Below are 20,109 nucleotides of genomic sequence, written 5' to 3' on the forward strand. Positions count from 1 at the left end.
GTATCGAAATTATTTGAATTCACTACAGTCAATTCCATATAAATCAGATAGATTGTCAGGCCCGTTCAGTCTACTGTTTATAGTGCTCTTACTTGTAGTGCTCTTACCTGTTTTCTATTGCGTATGTAGCCCAGTAATTAGCCCAACTATTAGTCTAGCAATGTCTGCATCAAATCTATCATAAATTCGGCATCTTCTTCATTCATCGCTTCAAACCCTTGAGGCATACCAAGTTCGGCCAAGGCTTCTTGACCATCATCATCGTTATGCAGATTGAGAATGGCTTCTATAAAGATTTGTGCATCAGGGAATCCGTCTTTGATAAGTAGCACGTGGCTGATGTCAGCCAAGTCACTTTCGATAAGTACGGAGAGCTGGGTCTTGGTCAACCGCGAAAAGCTATGAAAAATCTCTGCCAAAAAGAACGCGGCTTGGGCCTCACCCTTAATGACTTTACGGGCAGCTGCCTGATAGGTTTCAGTGACATCCCATGTCAGATCAGATTCTTCGATATCAACGGCTTCTAGCAAACGCAAGCCAATCAGTTTGACATCTCGGTTGTCTGCCATGGCGACAGTCGCACCAGCATGAATGTCTTCTAAACGAGTGATATCGCTATTGGCTGCTGCCGCAATGACCATCTCATCAGACTTGCCGATAGGACGAGCGACGGCTCGGTAGCCTTGCTCACGGATTAGGGTTGCGGCATCAAAAGGGTTGGCGTAAATGACCTGAATGTCACCAGCATTGATGACTTGCTCTTGCTCAGCATGTGATGCAGGGATGTTTAAGTGCATATTTAAGTTGGCACGTTTTTGAATCAACGTATTGAACATGTGCCAGCCTGCAAAACGCTCAGGCGAAAAATCTGGGGCGATTAACATATTGTGTGTCGTCATGATTTAGCCTTCCTCATTTTGTTTCATTTGGGCATATTGCACCATTGCCGCTTCGATTTTGCTGCGTGATGGCTTGCGTCGTACGGATGTATAGCCTACAGTTTCGCCGTGACGAACGTTAGGTACGACGGTTGCATAGACCCAATAATGACTACCATCTTTGCATAAGTTTTTGACGTAGCCATGCCATTTTTTTCCAGACTCAGCAGTGTCCCACAGGTCTTTATAAGCCGCTTTTGGCATGTCAGGATGGCGCAAAATATAATGCTGTTGGCCAATCAATTCATCGACATGGTAACCGCTAATCTCAACAAAAGCATCGTTGACGTGTGTCAGTATGCCATCCAAATCGGTACGCGATACAATCAATTTGCCATCTGGATAAGGACGTTCGATACCCGTGTCATAGACAGTACGTGACGTGCCATCATGGTAAGTCAGGGTAATCTGTTCGGCAGGCATATCAGGCTTGTGTGCATCAGGGATTGGAGAACCCATGGTCATCTCCTTCATTGGTCGTTATGTAGTCAATCCTGCATAAATTGGATACGGTATCAGCCTTGCGTAGTCTACTACTTGTAGTACTTTCACTCGACTTCTTTGTATCCAAATTATATTGAATCGACTATGTTTATAGTAATTAAAAAGCTAATAAATTCGATAAGCAACTGCCAATCAAATGAGCTTTGCAAGGGCTTCTGAGGCACGTTTGATATCTAAAAATATCAAACCAAGCTTGGCATTTGGTTTTGCCATAATAGTGAGTACCGCCTCATCTCCCGATGACGTCATAATAACGTAGCCTTTTTCACCCTGAATCATAATACGATCGATACTACCACGCGCCAACTCACGACCTGCACGATCACCCAACGATAATAATGCTGCTGACATAGCACCCACACGATCTTCATCGACGCCAGTTGGTAGAGCTGAAGCAATCATCAGACCATCGTTAGAGATTAGGGCAGATGCTTCAACATCTGCTGATGAGCTGTTTAAGTCTTCCAATATCTGTTGAAATGAGTCTGTACGCATATCGCTTTCTCTATGATCAGTGGTGGATTGTTTAAGTAAAAAAACTGGTTAACTATATCCTTGCTTTAAGAAAGGTATTCTAACTCCTTACTAATGATATTGATATACATTTGCTCAATAAAAAACGACATTTTTGGAATTTTTTGCCGTTTACCATCGAATATTTGCCTTTTATCCTTGGTTTCTAAAGGAATTTGACAGAAATCCATTACTTCTAGTAAGGAGATAATGAACGAGTTGGCCTAATTATTTATATTTTTTGATCAGCAATACTATCTGTAGAGCTATTAATCGATGTCTAAAAATTCTGCTAAACAATGCAGCTTAGATTTAGCTAACAAAAATCGCTTATATGTTTCTATGATAGAGATATTTACTAGACTTATAAGTCTTAAAGATGGTATATAGTTATAAGGCGAAAAATGTTGACACCTATCTATTTTCTATAGATATATGAATTCAGTCAGCTTTCTTAATCCCATCTGTCTCTACAAACGCTAACGTGTTGTAGGGACGATTTTAGTTTTACATCAACGTTCGCAATCTTCTTATCCGTTGTGATATCAAGCGACATTGACGTAAGTAAATACGATCCCCAGTTTTATCCTAAGGAAGAGATGTATGAGTATCAGTCAGGCCATCGAAAAAATCGAAGCACGTTATGCGCATCAGCCAGAGTTTATTCAAGCAGTAAAAGAAGTGGCGATTACGATTAAACCTTTATATGATGCTCATCCTGAATATAGTGCATTGAAAGTATTTGAGCGTTTGGTGGAGCCTGATCGGGTATTTGGTTTTCGTGTCAATTGGGAAGATGATAAAGGCGACGTGCAAGTCAATCGTGGCTGGCGTGTGCAGTTCTGCAATGCTTTAGGCCCTTATAAAGGGGGTCTTAGATTCCATCCTACCGTCAATCAGTCGGTACTAAAGTTCTTAGGCTTTGAGCAAATCTTTAAAAATGCGCTAACTGGCTTGCCTATTGGTGGCGGTAAAGGTGGGTCAGATTTTGATCCTAAAGGTAAAACGGACAGTGAGATTCGCCGTTTTTGCTACGCCTTCATGCGTGAGCTACATCATTATGTGAGCAAAGACATGGATGTGCCTGCTGGTGACATCGGTGTCGGCGGTCGAGAAGTCAGCTACATGTTTGCGATGTATAAGAATTTAACACGTGAATCAACAGGTGTTATCACTGGTAAAGGCGTGGGCTTCGGTGGTAGCTTGATGCGTACAGAAGCGACTGGCTATGGTGCGGTATATTTCTTAGAAAATATGCTTCTCGCCCAAAATGACACGCTAAAAGGCAAAAAGGTGCTGATATCAGGCGCAGGCAATGTCTCACTCCATGCTGCCGAAAAAGTGAATGCACTTGGTGGTATTGCCATAACGGTCTCTGACTCGCAAGGGACTTTGCATGATGAAAAGGGTCTTAATCAAGAAAAAATTGATTGGCTCAAAAAACAAAAACAGCAGAACAAGCCGTTAGCAGAGTATGTTGATGTTCATGGTGGAGAGTGGCTTGCCAAGCAAAAACCATGGCAGTTTAAGGCTGATATTGCGATTCCATGTGCTACTCAAAACGAAGTCAATGAAGCTGATGCCAAACTGTTCGTCGAAAATGGTGTGAAGTACGTGGTTGAAGGCGCGAATATGCCGCTCACTGCTGAAGCGATTGATCATATCCGTTTGCACCGTGTCCATTATGCACCTGGTAAAGCTGCTAATGCTGGCGGGGTAGCAGTATCTGCGCTTGAAATGTCGCAAAACTCTGTCCGTCAATATCAAACCTTTGAGCAAGTCGATGAGCGTCTAAAAGGTATTATGAAAGATATCCACGACAGTGCTGCGAACGCTTCAGAACAATATGGTCAAACTGACAATGGTTATGTCGATTATATGGCTGGTGCCAATATGGTTGGTTTCAAACGTGTGGCTGATGCGTTGGTCGCTTTTGGTATTTTAAACTAAGGCGCTACTATATAACTCATAGCCTCATCTAATCATTGCAATAACCAATACTGTGTTTGTCCTCTTGAGACAAACGCAGTATTTTTTTATCGAAATAATAGCAATGGCTACTCGAAAATGAACGTTTCTATAGGTGATGTATTTAGATTGAGTGTCCAAACAAAGTAATTACACTTTGATACTTTTTCATCCTACAGTGAGTAGAAAACCTCGCTAACATGTACCTACGAATAACGAAGCCAACGTTTATTGATAATGAAGAGTAAGCGCTTGGCTAAAAAAGTAAGTCATCAGTGAAGGAGATAATATCATGGGAAAGCTGTCTAAAAAGATGCAGTTGACCACTTTAGGTGCAGGCCTAGCAGTCGCATTAACCGCAGGTGTCATGAGCACGACTGCCATAGCCGCTCAAACAAATCTATCTACCGAAGTAAAAGCAGCAAAAGGTAACAAGGTTGGCTTAAAGCAAGCGATCACTATCGCAACCAAAAATGCATCAGGTATGCTCATCAGCGCTGATTATGATGAGGACGACGATGATACAGAAAACGGTGTATACGAAATAGAATTTAGCACGGCTAGCGATAGCTATGAAGTGATCGTTGATGCTATTACGGGGGAAGTTGTCAGCACTGATACTGAACGGTTAGGTCGTGATGATATTAACGATTACAACGTACAGCGCCGTGTGAAAGTAAATGTCATGAGTGCGATAGGGATCGCTGAGAAGAAAATAGGCGGTATGACATTAGAAGTTGAGTTTGAAGCAGACCGTGATTACAGTGATCATCCTTTATATTACAAAGTGGATTTATTAAAAGGTGATGAGGTCGTCGGTATTAACATCGACGCTAATACAGGTGAGACGTTTGCCAACAAATATAAGCGCTAGTAGCAATGTTAATAACAACGTTAATAGTAACTGTAATAGCAACGTTCAAACAGACCAAACCAAAGCCATTAGCTGAACATATCAGCTAGTTGCTTTTTTGATGGCGATAAATAAAGGTAGGTTGATTACAAGGTAGGTTGATTATATTGTCTCGCGCCATTTACCTTGAACCATGATGCATTGGATAGGATTTAACCCCATCTGATAGGCCAAGTCAGCAGGACGGGCGATATCCCATAGTGCCAAATCAGCATCACAGCCCACTTCTATTTTACCTTTATTCGGTAGTCCTAAAGCTTGAGCTGCATGGACGGTCGCGCCTGCTAGTACTTCTTCGGGCGTCAGGTAAAACAACGTACAGCCCATGTTCATGGTCAACAACAGCGACGTTAACGGTGAAGTGCCAGGATTACAGTCGGTTGAAATAGCCATAGGAACTTGGTGTTTGCGCAAAGCCTCAATCGGCGGCAACTTAGTGTCACGTAGCGTATAAAATGCCCCTGGCAATATCACGGCAACGGTATTGCTAGCCGCCATTTTTTTGATGTCTTCTTCTGACAAGTGCTCTAGATGGTCGCTCGATAGCCCTTTATATTCAGCAACTAAGGAACTGCCGCCTATATCAGACAGCTGCTCAGAGTGCAGTTTGACTGGTAGATCCAATGAGCGAGCTACTTCAAACACTCGTCTGATTTGTTCTGTGCTAAAGGCGATGTTTTCACAGAAACCGTCGACCGCATCGACTAAACCTTCTGCATACAGAATTGGCAGCCACTCGCAAACTTGCTCAATATAGTCGTCCGCACGGTCTTTGTACTCAGTAGGTAGGGCGTGCGCCGCTAGGTAAGTTGTGCTCACATGAATGTCGTATTTGTCTCCTAACTGACGAGCGACCGTGAGCATTTTGCGCTCCGTGTCTAACTCCAAGCCATAACCAGACTTGATTTCGATACTGGTGACGCCTTCTTTCATAAGCGCGAGTAAGCGCTTTTCACTTTGTGCAAATAGCGATTCAATACTGGCGGCGCGGGTAGCACTGACCGTCGCGACAATACCGCCGCCTTGTGCTGCAATGTCTTGATAGCTAGCGCCTTGCAAACGCGCTTCGAACTCATTGCTACGGTTGCCGCCATAGACGATATGCGTATGACAGTCAATAAGCCCTGGGGTTATCCATTTTCTATCCACATCTGTGATTTGATGGTCTGGATATTTAGGCAAATGAGCAGTGATTTGATCGTGTGTGCCAACCCAAGCAATTTTACCGTTTTTAATACCGATAGCCGCGTGAAGTAGCTGACCGTATGGGATGCTATCAGCGTGCTCATTTGTAGCATCACCTTTATTGACATTAAAACCATGCTGCGCTGAAAAAGTCGCAAGATTGGCATTGATAATAATATGATCAAATGATGTCATAGTAGACTCGTCTAGCGTCTGTTCTGTAGGGTTTTTCAATACGGAGTTCTTTGATTCATTCATAATATGCTCCTGATTTTTGTGAAGTCGATGATCTTTGTTGGCAAGATCTAAGCGCTAAGTAAGTGCTGCTCTACAATAGTGGCCAGTAAGCGAGCAGCGACTTTACAGCTACGACTGTCAATATCAAAGGTAGGATTGATCTCAGCAATGTCTGCCATTTTTACTTTGCCTGATGCCATGATGGTTTTGACCATACGCTCAACGAAACCCAGCTCAATACCGTAAGCGGCAGGTGCGCTCACACCTGGAACGACACTGGCAGGTAAGCAGTCCATATCGATGGTCAGATACACTATATCGACCTGATCTACAAAGCTTTTGACCCGCTCAGCAAGTGTATCCCAAGGCTGATAATGACAGTCTTCATCACTAATGACCTGTACGCCCAATTGCTCGGCACGATCAAAAAGCGCCGCGGTATTCGAGAATCGACTGACACCGATACAGCAGTAATGAAAAGGCTGACCATGTGCATCAAGATGCTCAGCAATTTGGCGAAAAGGTGTACCAGAGGTTGCTACGTCAGACTGACGAATATCAAGATGAGCATCAAAATTAATAATCCCGATAGTAGGTGCTGTGTTTGTGCTGATAGTTGTATCGTTTGCCTTTTCTAAGGCCTGCCATAATCCTAAAAAGCTACCATAAGCAATGGCATGACCACCGCCAAGCCCGATGGGTAGTCCACCTTGTTTGACGATAGTGCTGACTTCTTCAGCATACTTGATCTGAGCTTGCTCAAGGGCGCTCTCGGCAAAGCCATCATTATCATCACAATGAATGTCGCCAGCATCACCCAATAAGGTTGATAATTGACCATCAAAACGTTGTTGTAAATCAGCGATGACTGGCAGCGTAGCAAAAGCTCGACGAATCAATGGCGGGGCAGCTCTGGCACCTACGCGACCCTGATTGCGTCTGACGCCTTGATCACATGCAAAGCCAATTAGCCCAATATTTTGATCCTCGTAAGGCTGAGCAAGCTGATACCAATAGCGGGCACGCGCAGTCTCAAATGGCTCTGCACGTCCTGTCCATTGGGTCATATCAGCAGGTGTATGGCTAATGGGTGTGGTAGTCGTTGCTGTTGTTCTCGCTATTGTCATCGCTGTTCTCCGCCCATTAATATTTATTTAGACTCATACCAATCGCTGCGTAGTGACTGCCAATGTTCAGAAAGCGTGCCGTTTAATACCAACTGCTTAGCTGCTTCAATATCAGGGGCGAGGTAGCGATCTTTATCATAGAAAGTCACTTTCTCACGTAGTTTTCGATGCGCCACAGTCAACGGCTCTGAGGTGTCTAGTCCACGATGGAAATCGATACCTTGACCAGCAGCCAATAGCTCAATGCCGATGATGGTCGCGGTGTTTTGCGCCATCTCATAAAGACGGCGAGCGCAATAGGTTGCCATAGACACATGGTCTTCTTGGTTAGCCGAGGTCGGAATGCTATCGACACTACCAGGATGGGCGATAGATTTATTTTCTGAGGCTAGTGCTGCGGCGGTTACATGCGCAATCATAAATCCTGAGTTTACCCCAGCATTATCCACTAGGAATGGCGGCAGACCACCTGATAGCGTTGCATCGATCAGCAAGGCCACACGGCGCTCAGACATAGAGCCAATCTCTGCGATTGCCAAGGCTAAAATATCAGCGGCAAAAGCGACTGGCTCAGCATGGAAGTTACCACCTGATATGGCGACAGGGCCATCTTCGTTATTAAAGATAAGTGGGTTGTCAGTTACCGCATTAGATTCGATCAATAGCGTTTTACCTGCTTGGTTGATGATATCGAGACAGGCTCCCATGACTTGCGGCTGACAGCGTAAGCAGTAAGGATCTTGCACTCTATCGTCTTGCTCGCCGTCATGTGAGGCACGAATAGCACTGCCTTTGATTAATTGACGGTGTGCTTTGGCGATTTCGATTTGACCATGATGGCCACGTACTTCGTGAATACGCGCATCAAACGGTGAATCGGAGCCTTTGGCAGCATCAATCGACATCGAGCCAACGATGGTCGCAGTCTCAAGTAAATCACGCGCTAAGAAATAACCCCGTAAAGCTAGCGCGGTTGATACCTGCGTACCGTTGATAAGTGCAAGGCCTTCTTTGGCTGCAAGAGTAATAGGCTCAAGTCCATGCTGGGCTAGGGCATCAGCGGCAGGCACTTTTTTACCCGCAACAAACACATCTCCTTCGCCCATCATCGCAAGTGTCATGTGTGACAAAGGGGCTAGGTCACCAGATGCGCCGACCGACCCTTTGGCTGGAATATTTGGTGTGATTTGATTGTTGATTAAGCCAAGTAAACTATCAACCACCTCGCGGCGCACACCAGAGACACCTTGCGCCAAACTGGCGACTTTCATCACCATAATCAGTCGTACTACGCCTGCAGGAAGAGCTTCACCAGTGCCTACCGAATGAGAAACGATCAAGTTGCGCTGAAGTAGCTCAAGTTGGTCGTCACTGATACGCGTCTTTGCCAATAGGCCAAAACCAGTATTAATACCATAAGCGCTTTTGTCGCGTGCAATGATGGTTCGTACATCTTCATGCGAGGCATCTATTGCCTTATAAGCGCTCTCTGGTAATGTCAATATGAGAGGCTGCTCATAGATATCACGTAGTATCTTAAAGCTAAGCTGGCGAGGGTGTAGGGTTAGTTGTTTGATGTCGTTCATAGGGGTAATCCTAGGGTTGTAAGCCATATGGGTGATATTATTTTTGTTTCGTGTCTTTATTAAAATTAAATTGTTGAAGTGTTTTTTAATCAACGCAATAGCTATTATCGGGTTTGAATTTTTTAGCCAATCCAGTTGAAGTACATGGCCAGTTGTCCGAATGCCGCAGCCAATAAAATACTGAGTATCACGCGCTCGAACCAAATGATGACCATTTTGCCAACAGAGACAGGAATCTCGGTCGCAAGCACACACGGAATCATGGCTGAGAAGAACAGCACACTGCTAATGGAAATGACCCCTGCCACATAGCGTGTCAATATGTCTGCCTCACTCAGTAGTAATGCTGGCAAGAACATCTCAGCCAATCCCGCTGACATTCCTTTGGCAGCGACGAGCGGTTCCGGTAGGCCGCCAAGCCATGTAAAGGGATAAAGAAGCAAGCCCAACGCATCGAACACGGGCGTATATTTTGCTAATAGCAATCCTGTTAAGCCGACAGCGATGATAGACGGCACGATAGCGGCGGCCATCGTTAGACCGTCACGAAAGTTAGACCATAAGATTTGTTTGAGGTCAGTGGCACGGCGTGAAGTAGACAAACCCAAATCAAATGCTGCAGCCAGCCGTGTACCACCTTTATGATCTAAAGCGGGACGTTCGACATTATCATCAAAGAGACTGATAGGTGGAATACGAGCGGTAATCGCAGTGACAATAAAGGTAATTACTAGCGTAGACCAAAAGAACACATTCCAAAACTCCATCAATCCAAGCGTTTTGGCAACAATCACCATGAATGCCGCTGATACGGTTGAAAACCCAGTTGCAATGATAATGGCTTCACGCGCTGAGTATTGCTTTTGCAAGTACACGCGATTGGTGATGAGCAAACCAATGGAGTAGCTACCGACAAAGGAAGCAACGGCATCAATCGCTGATGAACCTGGGGTTTTCCAAATAGGTTTCATAATTGGCTGCATAAGCACACCAACCATTTCTAGTAAGCCAAAACCAACCAAGAAGGCCAATATCAGCGCCCCAAGCGGTACAATCATACCCACCGGTAAGGCCAATTTTTCAAATAGAAACGGCAGCATGTCCTTTTCCATCATAAAGGCAGGCGCTACGTCAGCCACATACATCACTGCCAGTATCAGACCCATGATGTTAAAAGCAGTCATAATCATGTGAGTGATATTTTTACGCCATGAGCCATCGATAAAAGGCTTACTCACACCGTAGAACATGAGTAGAAACAGTAATGTCACGGACAAGGTATGCTGCTGAGTGACTAGATAGGTCGCGCCATGATCGAACAAAATCGTGCTTTTTTCACCAATGGTAAATGGTACGAAGAACATCACCAAACCGATGGCACTGAATACGATAAGCTGTATCAAAGCAATAGGGGTTGATAGCAGTTTTTTTGACGATGTCGTTGGATTTTCATCGTGCAGATCAGATGTTGTATTTTGCTCAATCATATTATCCTCCTTGATAAAACGCCGAAAATATCCTTACACCCAGTTACAGCGTATAAGGACAAGGGGTAAACTATTTGATCATTGGCAGATTCAATCCATAATCTCTCGCTGTTTTGATTGCTAACTCATAACCTGCATCGGCGTGACGCATAACCCCTGAGCCGCAGTCATTGACTAACACGCGTGATAAGCGTTTGGCAGCCGCATCGGTACCATCTGCGACGATGACCATGCCTGAGTGCTGCGAGTAGCCCATGCCAACACCGCCGCCATGATGCAATGATACCCAAGTGGCACCACCTGCCACATTGAGCATGCCGTTCAATAATGCCCAGTCAGATACCGCATCTGAGCCATCTTTCATGCTCTCTGTTTCGCGGTTTGGACTGGCAACAGAGCCTGTGTCTAAATGGTCACGACCGATGACGATAGGACCTTTTAGCTCACCATTTTTGACCATTTCATTAAATGCCAAACCTGCTTTGTCACGCTCGCCCAATCCTAACCAGCAGATACGAGCAGGCAAGCCCTGAAATTGAATACGCTCTTTTGCCATATCTAACCAGCGATGAATATGTTTGTTTTCAGGGAACAGCTCTTTGATTTTTTGATCGGTCTTATAGATATCTTCTGGATCACCTGACAACGCTACCCAGCGGAATGGGCCTTTACCTTGACAGAACAATGGACGAATATAAGCGGGTACAAATCCTGGGAAGTTAAAGGCATCTTTGACCCCTTCATCAAAAGCAACCTGACGGATATTGTTGCCATAATCAGTCGTTGGGATATCCATTGCTTGTAGATCTAGCATCGCCTGTACGTGTACGGCGCAAGATTCAGCGGCTGCTTTGGTCAGTGCTGCGTGTTGCTCTGAATCTTCTTGTGCGGCTTTCCATGCTTCCACTGTCCAGCCACTTGGCAGATAGCCATTAATCAAATCATGCGCCGAGGTTTGATCGGTGACCAAATCAGGCTTCATGCCACCAGCATTAGCACGCTTGACCATCTCAGGCAGGATATCTGCGGCATTGCCAAGTAGGGCGATAGAGATGGCTTCACCCGCATCGGTATGTTGTTTGATTAACTCGTAAGCATGGTCGAGGTTATCTGCTTGCTTGTCGACATAACCCGTACGCAAGCGGAAATCGATACTAGACTGCTGACACTCGATGTTTAGTGAAGTTGCCCCTGCAAAGGTCGCGGCTAGTGGCTGCGCACCGCCCATACCGCCAAGACCAGCGGTCAGAATCCAACGGCCTGCCCAGCTACCGTCATAATGCTGACGACCTGCTTCTACAAAAGTCTCGTAAGTACCTTGGACGATGCCTTGCGTACCGATATAAATCCAGCTACCGGCGGTCATTTGGCCATACATCATTAAGTCTTTGCGATCTAACTCGTTGAAGTGCCCCCACGTTGCCCAGCGCGGTACTAGGTTGGAATTGGCAATCAAGACGCGCGGTGCATTTTCATGCGTTTGAAACACGCCTACTGGTTTACCAGATTGCACCAATAACGTCTCATCATCTTCTAATTCTTTTAGCGACTCTAGGATTTGATCGTAGCTTTCCCAGTTGCGTGCTGCGCGTCCGATACCACCATAGACGACTAGGCTTTTTGGGTTTTCCGCCACATCAGGATGCAGGTTGTTTTGCAGCATGCGATAAGGGGCTTCGGTCAGCCAGCTTTTGCAATGTAGCGTAGAGCCAGTAGGCGCAGAGATATTACGGCTCTCATCGCGTCGAGTAGGTTTGTTGCTATTGTTATCAGTAGTCATGGTCAAATCCTTGTGAAATCTTTTAAGTCGATTGGGCAATTAAAGTGGGTGGTTTACAATCAGTCTAAGAGTGCACTCAACTGCTTGCTAAACTGGCTAGATTATCGATACTGCCGTAAAGTTGTATATACAAATTATCAAAGTTTATTTTTTCATGCAAGGATTTTTTATGGATAGCCGCATTATTTTTGTTATTAACTCGATCAAGACTAAACGCTTAGACATATTGACTAAGGCTTGCATGGCGGTCTCGTGATATTATGTGGCTACTTTTATTAGAAAAATTGACGGTTAAAAACGGACATGACAAAGACGATTCCGGCGTATCAACGTATAAAAAATGCCATATTAGACAATATTCACTCTGGTAAATGGCAAGCAGGTAACGCGATTTCGACAGAAATGGCACTGGCTGAAGAGTTTGGTGTGTCACGGATGACGGTGAATCGCGCCTTAAAAGAGTTGAGCGAGGAGCGGGTATTAGAGCGTCGGCAAGGGTCAGGGACGTTTGTCGCGCAGCAGCAGTTCAACCATACGTTTGTTGAAGTGCGCAATATCGCACAGGACTTGAAGTCAGCCAATCGCGACTATCGAGCAGAGGTTGTGAGTAAGCGTGCTATTACGGCCGACATGCTCGATGATGAACTACGGCGTGATTTTGGTATTAATAAGGTTGATGGCGGTCTTGGCAAGGATGGTAGTAGCGAAGCATCCGTTCTATATGAAGTAAAAATCATTCACTTTGCGGATGGTCAGCCGATACAGTTTGAAGAGCGTTGGGTGGATGCGAACAAAGTACCAGCGTTCATTGAGCAAGATTTTAGTGTGGTCAATACCAGTGATTATCTAATCGCTAAAAGCCCACTGGAGCGTGGTAGTTATACCATCCGAGCGCTGGCCGCACCTGATGAGATTGCTAACTTTCTACAAGTCTTACCGCAGTCACCAACGCTTGTATTGTGTCGCCAAACCTATTCGGCTGGTCAGGTCGTCACCTTTGTCAAAATGTGGCATGCTGGCGATCGCTACCAGTTTTCAGGTGATTTATAGGTGTTACCTTTCGCATGCTCACGGATTTTGTACGTTTTTTATGTCTAAATTGAGATACTATGTTTGTAAGCTGCTATTTAATGAGCAGCAATTTTCATTGACTGAATGCGCTATAATAATTGAACAGTCGTTAAAAATTCAAAAATAAACCAGAAACAGTATTGAAAAATAGGCGAAATAACCTCAAATCGAGCAGCCAAAGCCGAATATTGCAGGGCAGTCATTGTACTGGTCTCTTATATCGGCTTTTCCCTATTTATTGGTTGTATGTGTTTTCACTTTATTCATTCACTCTTATAAGGACGTCTTATGAAACGTCGTACTCTTTTAGCCCTTGCCGCTAGCACTATGTTCCTTGCCGCTTGTGGTCAGTCTACTACTAATGATGCCGATACTACTGCGACTGACAGCGCTGCGACTGGTGGATCTGATTTGCTACAGCGTATCAATAATGGCGGCACCATCAACGTCGGTACAGAGGGCACTTATCCTCCGTTCACGTATCATGATGAGAGTGGCAAACTGACAGGTTATGATGTCGAAGTGACACGTGCCGTTGCGGATAAACTAGGCGTAGACGTTGAATTCAAAGAAACCCAATGGGACGCGATGTTGGCAGGTTTGGATTCAGGACGTTTCGATATGGTGGCCAACCAAGTCAGTTTGACCACGCCTGAACGTCTTGCTAAGTATGACAAAGCCAGTCCTTATAGCTGGTCAGGTGCAGTAGTATTGGCACCGACTAACGAAACTCGTTATAGCTCATGGGATAACTTAAAGGGTTTGCGTACCGCTCAATCACTCAGCAGTAACTATGGTGAGCTAGCAGAACGTTATGAGGCAGAAATCGTTCCTGTCGATGGTATGGCGCAAGCAATTCAATTGGTTAAGCAAGACCGTGCTGACTTTACGATGAATGACAACTTGGCCGTATTGGACTATCTCAAAAAATTCCCAGATGCAGATCTTGAGATCAAACTGACGGCTCCTGCTAGCGAGATGCGTGGTTCAGGTTTAGTATTGATTAAAGGTGATGATGCAGTCGTAGCAAAACTAAATGACGCGATGGCAGAATTGACCGCAGATGGCACGCTCACCAAGCTTAGCGAAGAGTTCTTTGGTGCTGATATAAGTCAACAAAAATAATGTCAGGTTTTATCATGCCAGCTTCTGTAATGTCAGCATCATGGTTCGCAGACTTATTGGCAGTATTGCCATTCATGAGTCCTGATCGAGCGCAGATTGTCATCTCATCATTTTGGCCGATGCTCAAAGGCGGTATCTATTATTCGATACCGCTAGCATTGATCTCATTTGCGATTGGTATGGCCATTGCGTTGACAGTAGCATTGATTCGTATCGTGCCGCGTGCCAGTTGGTTCCATGAGGTAATCTATCGGCTTGCGCGCGTGTATGTGTCGGCGATTCGTGGTACGCCGATGCTGGTGCAGCTATTTATTATTTTCTATGGTTTGCCAAGTATTGGTATAAAGCTTGATCCTTTTCCTTCAGCGATTATTGCGTTTTCGCTCAATATTGGCGCTTATGCATCGGAGACGGTGCGTGCTTCTATTTTGTCGATTCCAAAAGGGCAGTGGGAAGCAGGCTCGACGGTAGGCTTGACGTATCTACAGACCTTCCGCCATGTCATTTTGCCGCAAGCGCTTCGGGTGTCAGTACCACCGTTATCCAATACTTTTATTAGTTTGGTAAAAGACACCTCTTTGGCCTCACTTGTATTGGTGACTGAGCTATTCAAACAAGCTCAGATTATCACAGCACGTAACTATGAGTTTATGCTGGTTTATACTGAGGCGGCGATTATCTACTGGGGTATTTGTCTGTTCTTGACCTTTATTCAAGGTAAGCTTGAAACGAGGCTAGATCGTTACGTGGCAAAATAAGTGATGGTTGAATAATTCTTAGCTACACAGCTATTAGCTAGATAGCCATTAGTCATACAAGCGCTTTAGAACAAGCACGCGAGAATAAACAGTCGCAAATAGAGACCAGTACAACAGGAATTTTTATGATCAAAGTCACTAATATTCATAAAGCCTTTGGTGGCAATCAGGTGCTCAAAGGCATCGACTTGACTATCAATAAAGGCAAAGTGGTGGTGATATTAGGGCCATCAGGGTCAGGTAAGACGACGTTTTTGCGTTGTCTCAATGCGCTAGAAATTCCCGATCAAGGTGTCATTGCTTTTGATGATGGTAGCTTGACAGTAGACTTTGCTACTAAGCCTAAAAAGAAAACGTTGCTAGCACTACAGCGTAAGTCTGGCATGGTATTTCAGTCTTATAACTTGTTTCCACATAAGACAGCTATTGAGAACCTAATGCTTGGGCCTACAGTAGTACAGGGTCAGACCAAAGCACAAGCTCGTACGCAGGCATTGGCACTGCTGGAGAAGGTTGGTCTGTCAGATAAAGCGGATCTGTATCCGTTTCAGCTATCTGGTGGTCAGCAGCAGCGTATTGGTATTGCTCGTGCGCTCGCTATCGAACCATCGTTGCTATTGTTCGATGAGCCGACCTCTGCGCTTGATCCAGAACTGGTTCAAGATGTCTTAGGCACTATGAAGCAACTGGCCTCTGAAGGTTGGACGATGGTTGTTGTGACCCACGAAATTAATTTTGCTCGTGATGTCGCAGATCATGTGGTACTAATCGAAGATGGTCACGTGGTCGAAGAAGGCAGCCCTGAGCAGATGTTTGAGTTGTCAGTGCATCCTCGTACGCAGGCATTTTTACAGCGTATCGAGAAGTCATAGCGTTATGACAATCAACTGACGTTCTAAGCGAAAAAAGCCCCAATCATGATGTCATGGTTGGGGCTTTTTTTATAAGCGTAGATAGCAGGTGATGTTAAATAATGAGACAGAGCACTTAAACTTTTTGTCGTTTTTTTAACCTTAACCAACGTGGCACACGAGTGGCAGTACCATTTAGCACAGCATTAAACAAAGCTGCCAGTAAAATCAGCACCACACCCACATACTGAATCAGGGATAGTGACTGATGTAGCAATAGTATGGCAAGGGCAATGGCTGTCAGAGGCTCAAAAATCGTAAACACTGATGCGCGACTGGCAGGGAGCTTCTCTAACGCTTTCATGTACAACCCAAAAGGCACCACAGTTCCGAGTAAAGATAGCCCTAAGACATAACCCCAAGTCAGCAGAGGCAGACTAAATAGTTGCTCATAAGTATTGTAAGTCTCTGGCAATAGCAGCAGTACACCTGCACTGATGATGATGGACGTGAAAAATACTAGCGGAGCAGGGTGAGCATAATGCATAGCACGCTTGCCGAGTACGCCATATAAGGAGTAGCACACGCCTGCTGACAAGCCCAATAAAATACCCCAGTTGACTTGTGCTTGCTCGCCTAGCATCGTCAAGCCCACGCCAAACACAGCCATTAGTGACAGCAGTGCTGATTTTCGCGTAATAGACTCATTGAGCAAAAAGGCTGAAAACAGTAAACTAAACACGGGCGCAGTGTACAGCAGCGCGACAGCAGGACCTGCGCCAACATAGCTGACGGCAAAAAAATAGCAGATGGACATGCTAAGCACACCTATTAGTGACTGAAGTGCCAGTCCTAACCAGTGTTTTGGGCGCAGCTTAATCAGATCAGGCCATAATTTTGGGAGCATGGCCAATATAATAAAAGCGGCCGTGACAATCCGTAGTATGGTCACTTGCCAGCCACTAAAGCCGATTTGATTAAGGTAGGTAGAAAATATACCCAGTGTTCCCCAGCAAATAGCTGCCGTGATAATTTGAATGATGCCTATCCATGATTTTGGTGATGGCACTGCTGTATCCATGTTCGCCATATCGTTCTCTTTTTTATTTGAGTGTCGCAAGATTTACAAGTTATAGGCTGTCCAAGCCTCTTGGGTAACTACAATCTAATCACTATAAAACTGCTAGGGTAGCAACTTCGTTAACCATACCAACGTATGGCTAATAAGGTTTTCTTATATCGATATTGCGTGCTGACGATATACCAAACTCAAAAAATACAGTCAGCTGTGCCAACTCGTTTAGCCTACCAAAAGTAGCGTTTGAACTCGCTTTCTTCACTGCTCAAATTTTGTGAATGGTCTGACGCAATACAATACTGAAATAAGAAAAGACAACCCGATTGAGGGCTGTCTTTTGTTTGTTCGTTATTTTAGTCTATCACGAAAATATTATGGGGTCGCTTAGAAATGTTATCGATATAAATATAATCACCCTAATATGACCGGTTTATACCTGCATCAAAAAGTTACTGAGCAAGCGCTTGGCACCTTCAGTAGCAAAAGACTCCGGATGAAACTGTACGCCTTGAATCGGATAGTCTTTATGCTGAAGACCCATAATTTCATCACCTGCTAACGCCGACTCCGCCAAGCTATGCTCAACATGGGCATCGTTAGTCACTACAGCGGTGATGGTTAAGCAATCTGGTAACGTATCTGCTTTCACCATTAATGAGTGATAGCGCATGATTTCGATCTCTTGCGGCAGGCCTTGATAGACACCTGAACCATCATGGCTAATTGATGACACTTTGCCATGCATCGGTACATTGGCACGTATCACATCGCCACCAAACACATGAGCGATGCCTTGCATGCCTAAGCAAACACCCAATAGCGGCGTCGTTTTGCCCATCACTTCGATGACTTCAGCACAAATACCGAAGTAGGCGGGGTCGTCAGGTGCACCAGGGCCTGGTGAGATAATGATGCGATCAAGATTCATCGCTTGCACGTCAGCCAGCGTAATTTCATTGTTGCGTTTAACGATGACGTTTGCTTCTTCATCACCATCCATGGTTTGCAAAATCTCACCAATATATTGGTAAAGATTGAAAGTAAACGAGTCGTAGTTATCGATAATTAAAACATTCATGGGTCATAAACTCTTTTGTAAAAATATAGCTAGGTAAAAAGTGGTCAATTTACGAATTGTGGTTGGTACAAATGACAGCTACATAAAGCTGTCTAATACCACTTTCATCGCAGACAGCTTGCGCTGAATTTCCAAGTATTCATCGGCAGGATTGGAGTCGTAAACGTTGCCGCCACAGGTTTGTGCATATGCAGATTCGCCACTGATAAAGAGGCTGCGAATAGGAATAGCAAAGATACAATCACCATTGAAATTGAATGACCCAAGCGCACCACCATAAGCACCGCGACCATCGGGCTCTAGCTCATTGATGACTTTGATGGCTTCAACTTTTGGTGCGCCAGACAATGTGCCGGCGGGGAAGTTGCTGGCAAGCGCGCTAAACATGTCTTCATTGGGATGTAAGATGCCGACGATTTCAGAGGAGATATGCTGCACGTGTGAGAAGCGTTTGATATCCATCAAGCTACGGACTTTTACGGTGCCAAATCGTGCCACACGGCCAATATCATTACGATGTAAATCGACTAGCATATTGTGTTCGGCAATTTCTTTGTCATCGTTGAGCAATGCGCGGGCGAGCTTACGGTCTTCTATCACATCGACGCCGCGTTTGGCTGTACCTGCGAGTGGATAAGTTTCCATCTCACCTTGACGTAAGCGAAATAGCAGTTCAGGTGAGGCGCCGATGATGCACTGCTGAGCAAACTTCATAAAGTACATGTGCGGTGAAGGATTGACGGCGCGCAGTTTTTCATAAATTGGCATCTTATCGCCCGCGATACGATACTTAGACTTGAACCCTACTTCACACTGAAAGATACGCCCAGAGACAATATCTTCTTTGACCTTCATTACTACTTTGGCATGTTCCTCTTGGCTCATACCATCGCCCAAAAACTCAACCGTAGGCTTCTCATAGCTTGGAATGTCGATATCAAATAAGGCTTTGATCTGTTCGATACGATTTTCTTGCTGCGCGGTTGGGTAGTAGAAGTAGAAAATTTCACCAGTCATTTTATCGAGCGTCAAGCCATCTAAATACACACCAAACTTAAATGGTTCAAAGTCGTCGCTAGACTTGGCATTTAGGCTGGGCTCAAAGAAATTCACACTGTCATAGCCTAAATAGCCGACCAGACCACCGCTTTGATCGCGAGCGATGACATGCTGAGGGGTAATCTGACGTAGTAACTGATATGGGTTTTCAGTTTGGTAGTGGCTGGTTTGGGTAGTTTTGTTATCAGTAATCGCAAGGGTAGTGCAGTCTAATGCTGCGATGGTCATAACTGGATCAAAACCAATGGCATGATGACGTGAGATATGGCTGTCTTCGCCTAAAGATTCGAGTAAATAGCAGGTATCAAAAGTGCTTTCGATGCGTTTAAATAGCGCAAAAAAATCAATATCTTGAGTGAGCTTGATACGCTGTGGCTTGCTAGGAATATCAATCGCCGCAGGTTGGCTATGCTGTAATGTAGGAGAGGTCATAACAAAGTCCGAAATAGTTCAAATATGTGTCAGTTAAAAATAGGAGAAATTCAAATAATATGGTGTCGTATATAGTGGATTGACTATATTAAGAGTCTTGTCTGTGTGTCGCTAATAGGGCGCTGACGTCATGACTTTGCATAACTTTAGCACCGCGCGAGACAGTTGCGATACCGACGCCTAACTGCTCAGAGATTTCACGTTGGGTGATGCCACGATCTAAAGCGTCAAAAATACGAATACGGTTGGCAATCTCAAGCTGTTCTTTATCCGTCAACAGCGCGCGGAACAGTTCAGCAATATCGGCACTGTCATTACAATTCGCTAAATGCTTTAGTAAACTCGAATAAGGGTCAGTACTCATAGTATTTAATCTTCATAATGGGATAGATGACTGTATTGCTTTAGTCTTGTTTCAG

Annotated in this window: 18 protein-coding genes; 6 read left to right on the forward strand and 12 right to left on the reverse strand. The window is 44.8% G+C overall.

The features are described 5' to 3' along the window. Positions 1-149: 149 nt before the first annotated feature. The 3 genes from I6E83_RS10370 to I6E83_RS10380 form a co-directional block, all read right to left on the reverse strand. Positions 150-899, reverse strand: a complete 750-nt coding sequence (locus tag I6E83_RS10370; RefSeq protein ID WP_197101719.1) for a PhnD/SsuA/transferrin family substrate-binding protein — start codon at positions 897-899, stop codon at positions 150-152. A 3-nt stretch (positions 900-902) separates the two neighbouring features. Then, positions 903-1,397, reverse strand: a complete 495-nt coding sequence (locus I6E83_RS10375) for a PAS domain-containing protein (RefSeq protein WP_197101721.1) — start codon at positions 1,395-1,397, stop codon at positions 903-905. Between the two features lie 177 nt (positions 1,398-1,574). Beyond that, positions 1,575-1,937 (reverse strand): roadblock/LC7 domain-containing protein, encoded by a 363-nt coding sequence (locus I6E83_RS10380; RefSeq protein ID WP_010201036.1) that lies wholly within the window; start codon positions 1,935-1,937, stop codon positions 1,575-1,577. A gap of 621 nt (positions 1,938-2,558) precedes the next feature. Between I6E83_RS10380 and gdhA the strand changes: the two genes are divergently transcribed. Both gdhA and I6E83_RS10390 read left to right on the forward strand, forming a co-directional pair. Then, positions 2,559-3,905 carry an NADP-specific glutamate dehydrogenase gene (gene gdhA, locus I6E83_RS10385; RefSeq protein ID WP_197101723.1) on the forward strand — a complete coding sequence of 449 codons (1,347 nt, stop codon included), beginning with the start codon at positions 2,559-2,561 and terminating at the stop codon, positions 3,903-3,905. Between the two features lie 310 nt (positions 3,906-4,215). Next, positions 4,216-4,797 (forward strand): PepSY domain-containing protein, encoded by a 582-nt coding sequence (locus I6E83_RS10390; RefSeq protein ID WP_197101725.1) that lies wholly within the window; start codon positions 4,216-4,218, stop codon positions 4,795-4,797. Positions 4,798-4,938: 141 nt separating this feature from the next. Here I6E83_RS10390 and hutI read toward each other — a convergent pair whose 3' ends face one another. The 5 genes from hutI to hutU all read right to left on the reverse strand — a co-directional run bounded on the left by hutI (position 4,939) and on the right by hutU (position 12,238). Continuing rightward, the gene (gene hutI, locus I6E83_RS10395) at positions 4,939-6,216 is read right to left on the reverse strand and encodes an imidazolonepropionase (protein ID WP_413787062.1); all 1,278 of its coding nucleotides are present in this window, start codon (positions 6,214-6,216) and stop codon (positions 4,939-4,941) included. Between the two features lie 110 nt (positions 6,217-6,326). Continuing rightward, on the reverse strand, positions 6,327-7,385 hold the full coding sequence (gene hutG, locus I6E83_RS10400) for a formimidoylglutamase (RefSeq protein WP_197101729.1): 1,059 nt from the start codon (positions 7,383-7,385) through the stop codon (positions 6,327-6,329). A gap of 23 nt (positions 7,386-7,408) precedes the next feature. Then, on the reverse strand, positions 7,409-8,971 hold the full coding sequence (gene hutH, locus I6E83_RS10405) for a histidine ammonia-lyase (protein ID WP_197101731.1): 1,563 nt from the start codon (positions 8,969-8,971) through the stop codon (positions 7,409-7,411). 122 nt (positions 8,972-9,093) lie between these two features. After that, positions 9,094-10,458, reverse strand: a complete 1,365-nt coding sequence (locus I6E83_RS10410; protein ID WP_197101733.1) for a YjiH family protein — start codon at positions 10,456-10,458, stop codon at positions 9,094-9,096. Between the two features lie 70 nt (positions 10,459-10,528). Then, a complete protein-coding gene (hutU, locus tag I6E83_RS10415; protein ID WP_197101735.1) occupies positions 10,529-12,238 on the reverse strand; it encodes a urocanate hydratase in 1,710 nt (569 codons plus the stop codon). 303 nt (positions 12,239-12,541) lie between these two features. Here hutU and I6E83_RS14855 point away from each other — a divergent pair, with 303 nt between their 5' ends. The 4 genes from I6E83_RS14855 (at position 12,542) to I6E83_RS10435 (ending at position 16,064) form a co-directional block, all read left to right on the forward strand. Then, positions 12,542-13,288 (forward strand): UTRA domain-containing protein, encoded by a 747-nt coding sequence (locus I6E83_RS14855; RefSeq protein WP_197101737.1) that lies wholly within the window; start codon positions 12,542-12,544, stop codon positions 13,286-13,288. 309 nt (positions 13,289-13,597) lie between these two features. Beyond that, positions 13,598-14,434 (forward strand): amino acid ABC transporter substrate-binding protein, encoded by an 837-nt coding sequence (locus tag I6E83_RS10425; protein WP_110923195.1) that lies wholly within the window; start codon positions 13,598-13,600, stop codon positions 14,432-14,434. A gap of 74 nt (positions 14,435-14,508) precedes the next feature. Then, a complete protein-coding gene (locus I6E83_RS10430) occupies positions 14,509-15,192 on the forward strand; it encodes an amino acid ABC transporter permease (protein WP_181416279.1) in 684 nt (227 codons plus the stop codon). Positions 15,193-15,317: 125 nt separating this feature from the next. Beyond that, the gene (locus tag I6E83_RS10435; protein ID WP_110923194.1) at positions 15,318-16,064 is read left to right on the forward strand and encodes an amino acid ABC transporter ATP-binding protein; all 747 of its coding nucleotides are present in this window, start codon (positions 15,318-15,320) and stop codon (positions 16,062-16,064) included. A gap of 115 nt (positions 16,065-16,179) precedes the next feature. On the opposite strand, the gene I6E83_RS10440 is transcribed toward I6E83_RS10435, so the two are convergent. From I6E83_RS10440 to I6E83_RS10455, 4 genes are all read right to left on the reverse strand, one after another. Next, positions 16,180-17,133 (reverse strand): DMT family transporter, encoded by a 954-nt coding sequence (locus I6E83_RS10440; RefSeq protein WP_197101739.1) that lies wholly within the window; start codon positions 17,131-17,133, stop codon positions 16,180-16,182. A gap of 418 nt (positions 17,134-17,551) precedes the next feature. Continuing rightward, complete coding sequence (locus tag I6E83_RS10445) at positions 17,552-18,199, reverse strand: anthranilate synthase component II (protein ID WP_197101741.1); 648 nt, start codon at positions 18,197-18,199, stop codon at positions 17,552-17,554. Between the two features lie 78 nt (positions 18,200-18,277). Next, complete coding sequence (locus I6E83_RS10450) at positions 18,278-19,690, reverse strand: anthranilate synthase component I family protein (RefSeq protein ID WP_197101743.1); 1,413 nt, start codon at positions 19,688-19,690, stop codon at positions 18,278-18,280. An 88-nt stretch (positions 19,691-19,778) separates the two neighbouring features. Continuing rightward, entirely contained in the window at positions 19,779-20,054 is a 276-nt protein-coding gene (locus I6E83_RS10455) for a Trp family transcriptional regulator (RefSeq protein ID WP_197101745.1), read from the reverse strand. Positions 20,055-20,109 lie beyond the last annotated feature (55 nt).

Origin of the sequence: Psychrobacter sp. SZ93C1 (assembly GCF_015864635.1) — a bacterium.
GTDB classification, from domain to species: Bacteria; Pseudomonadota; Gammaproteobacteria; order Pseudomonadales; family Moraxellaceae; genus Psychrobacter; species Psychrobacter fozii.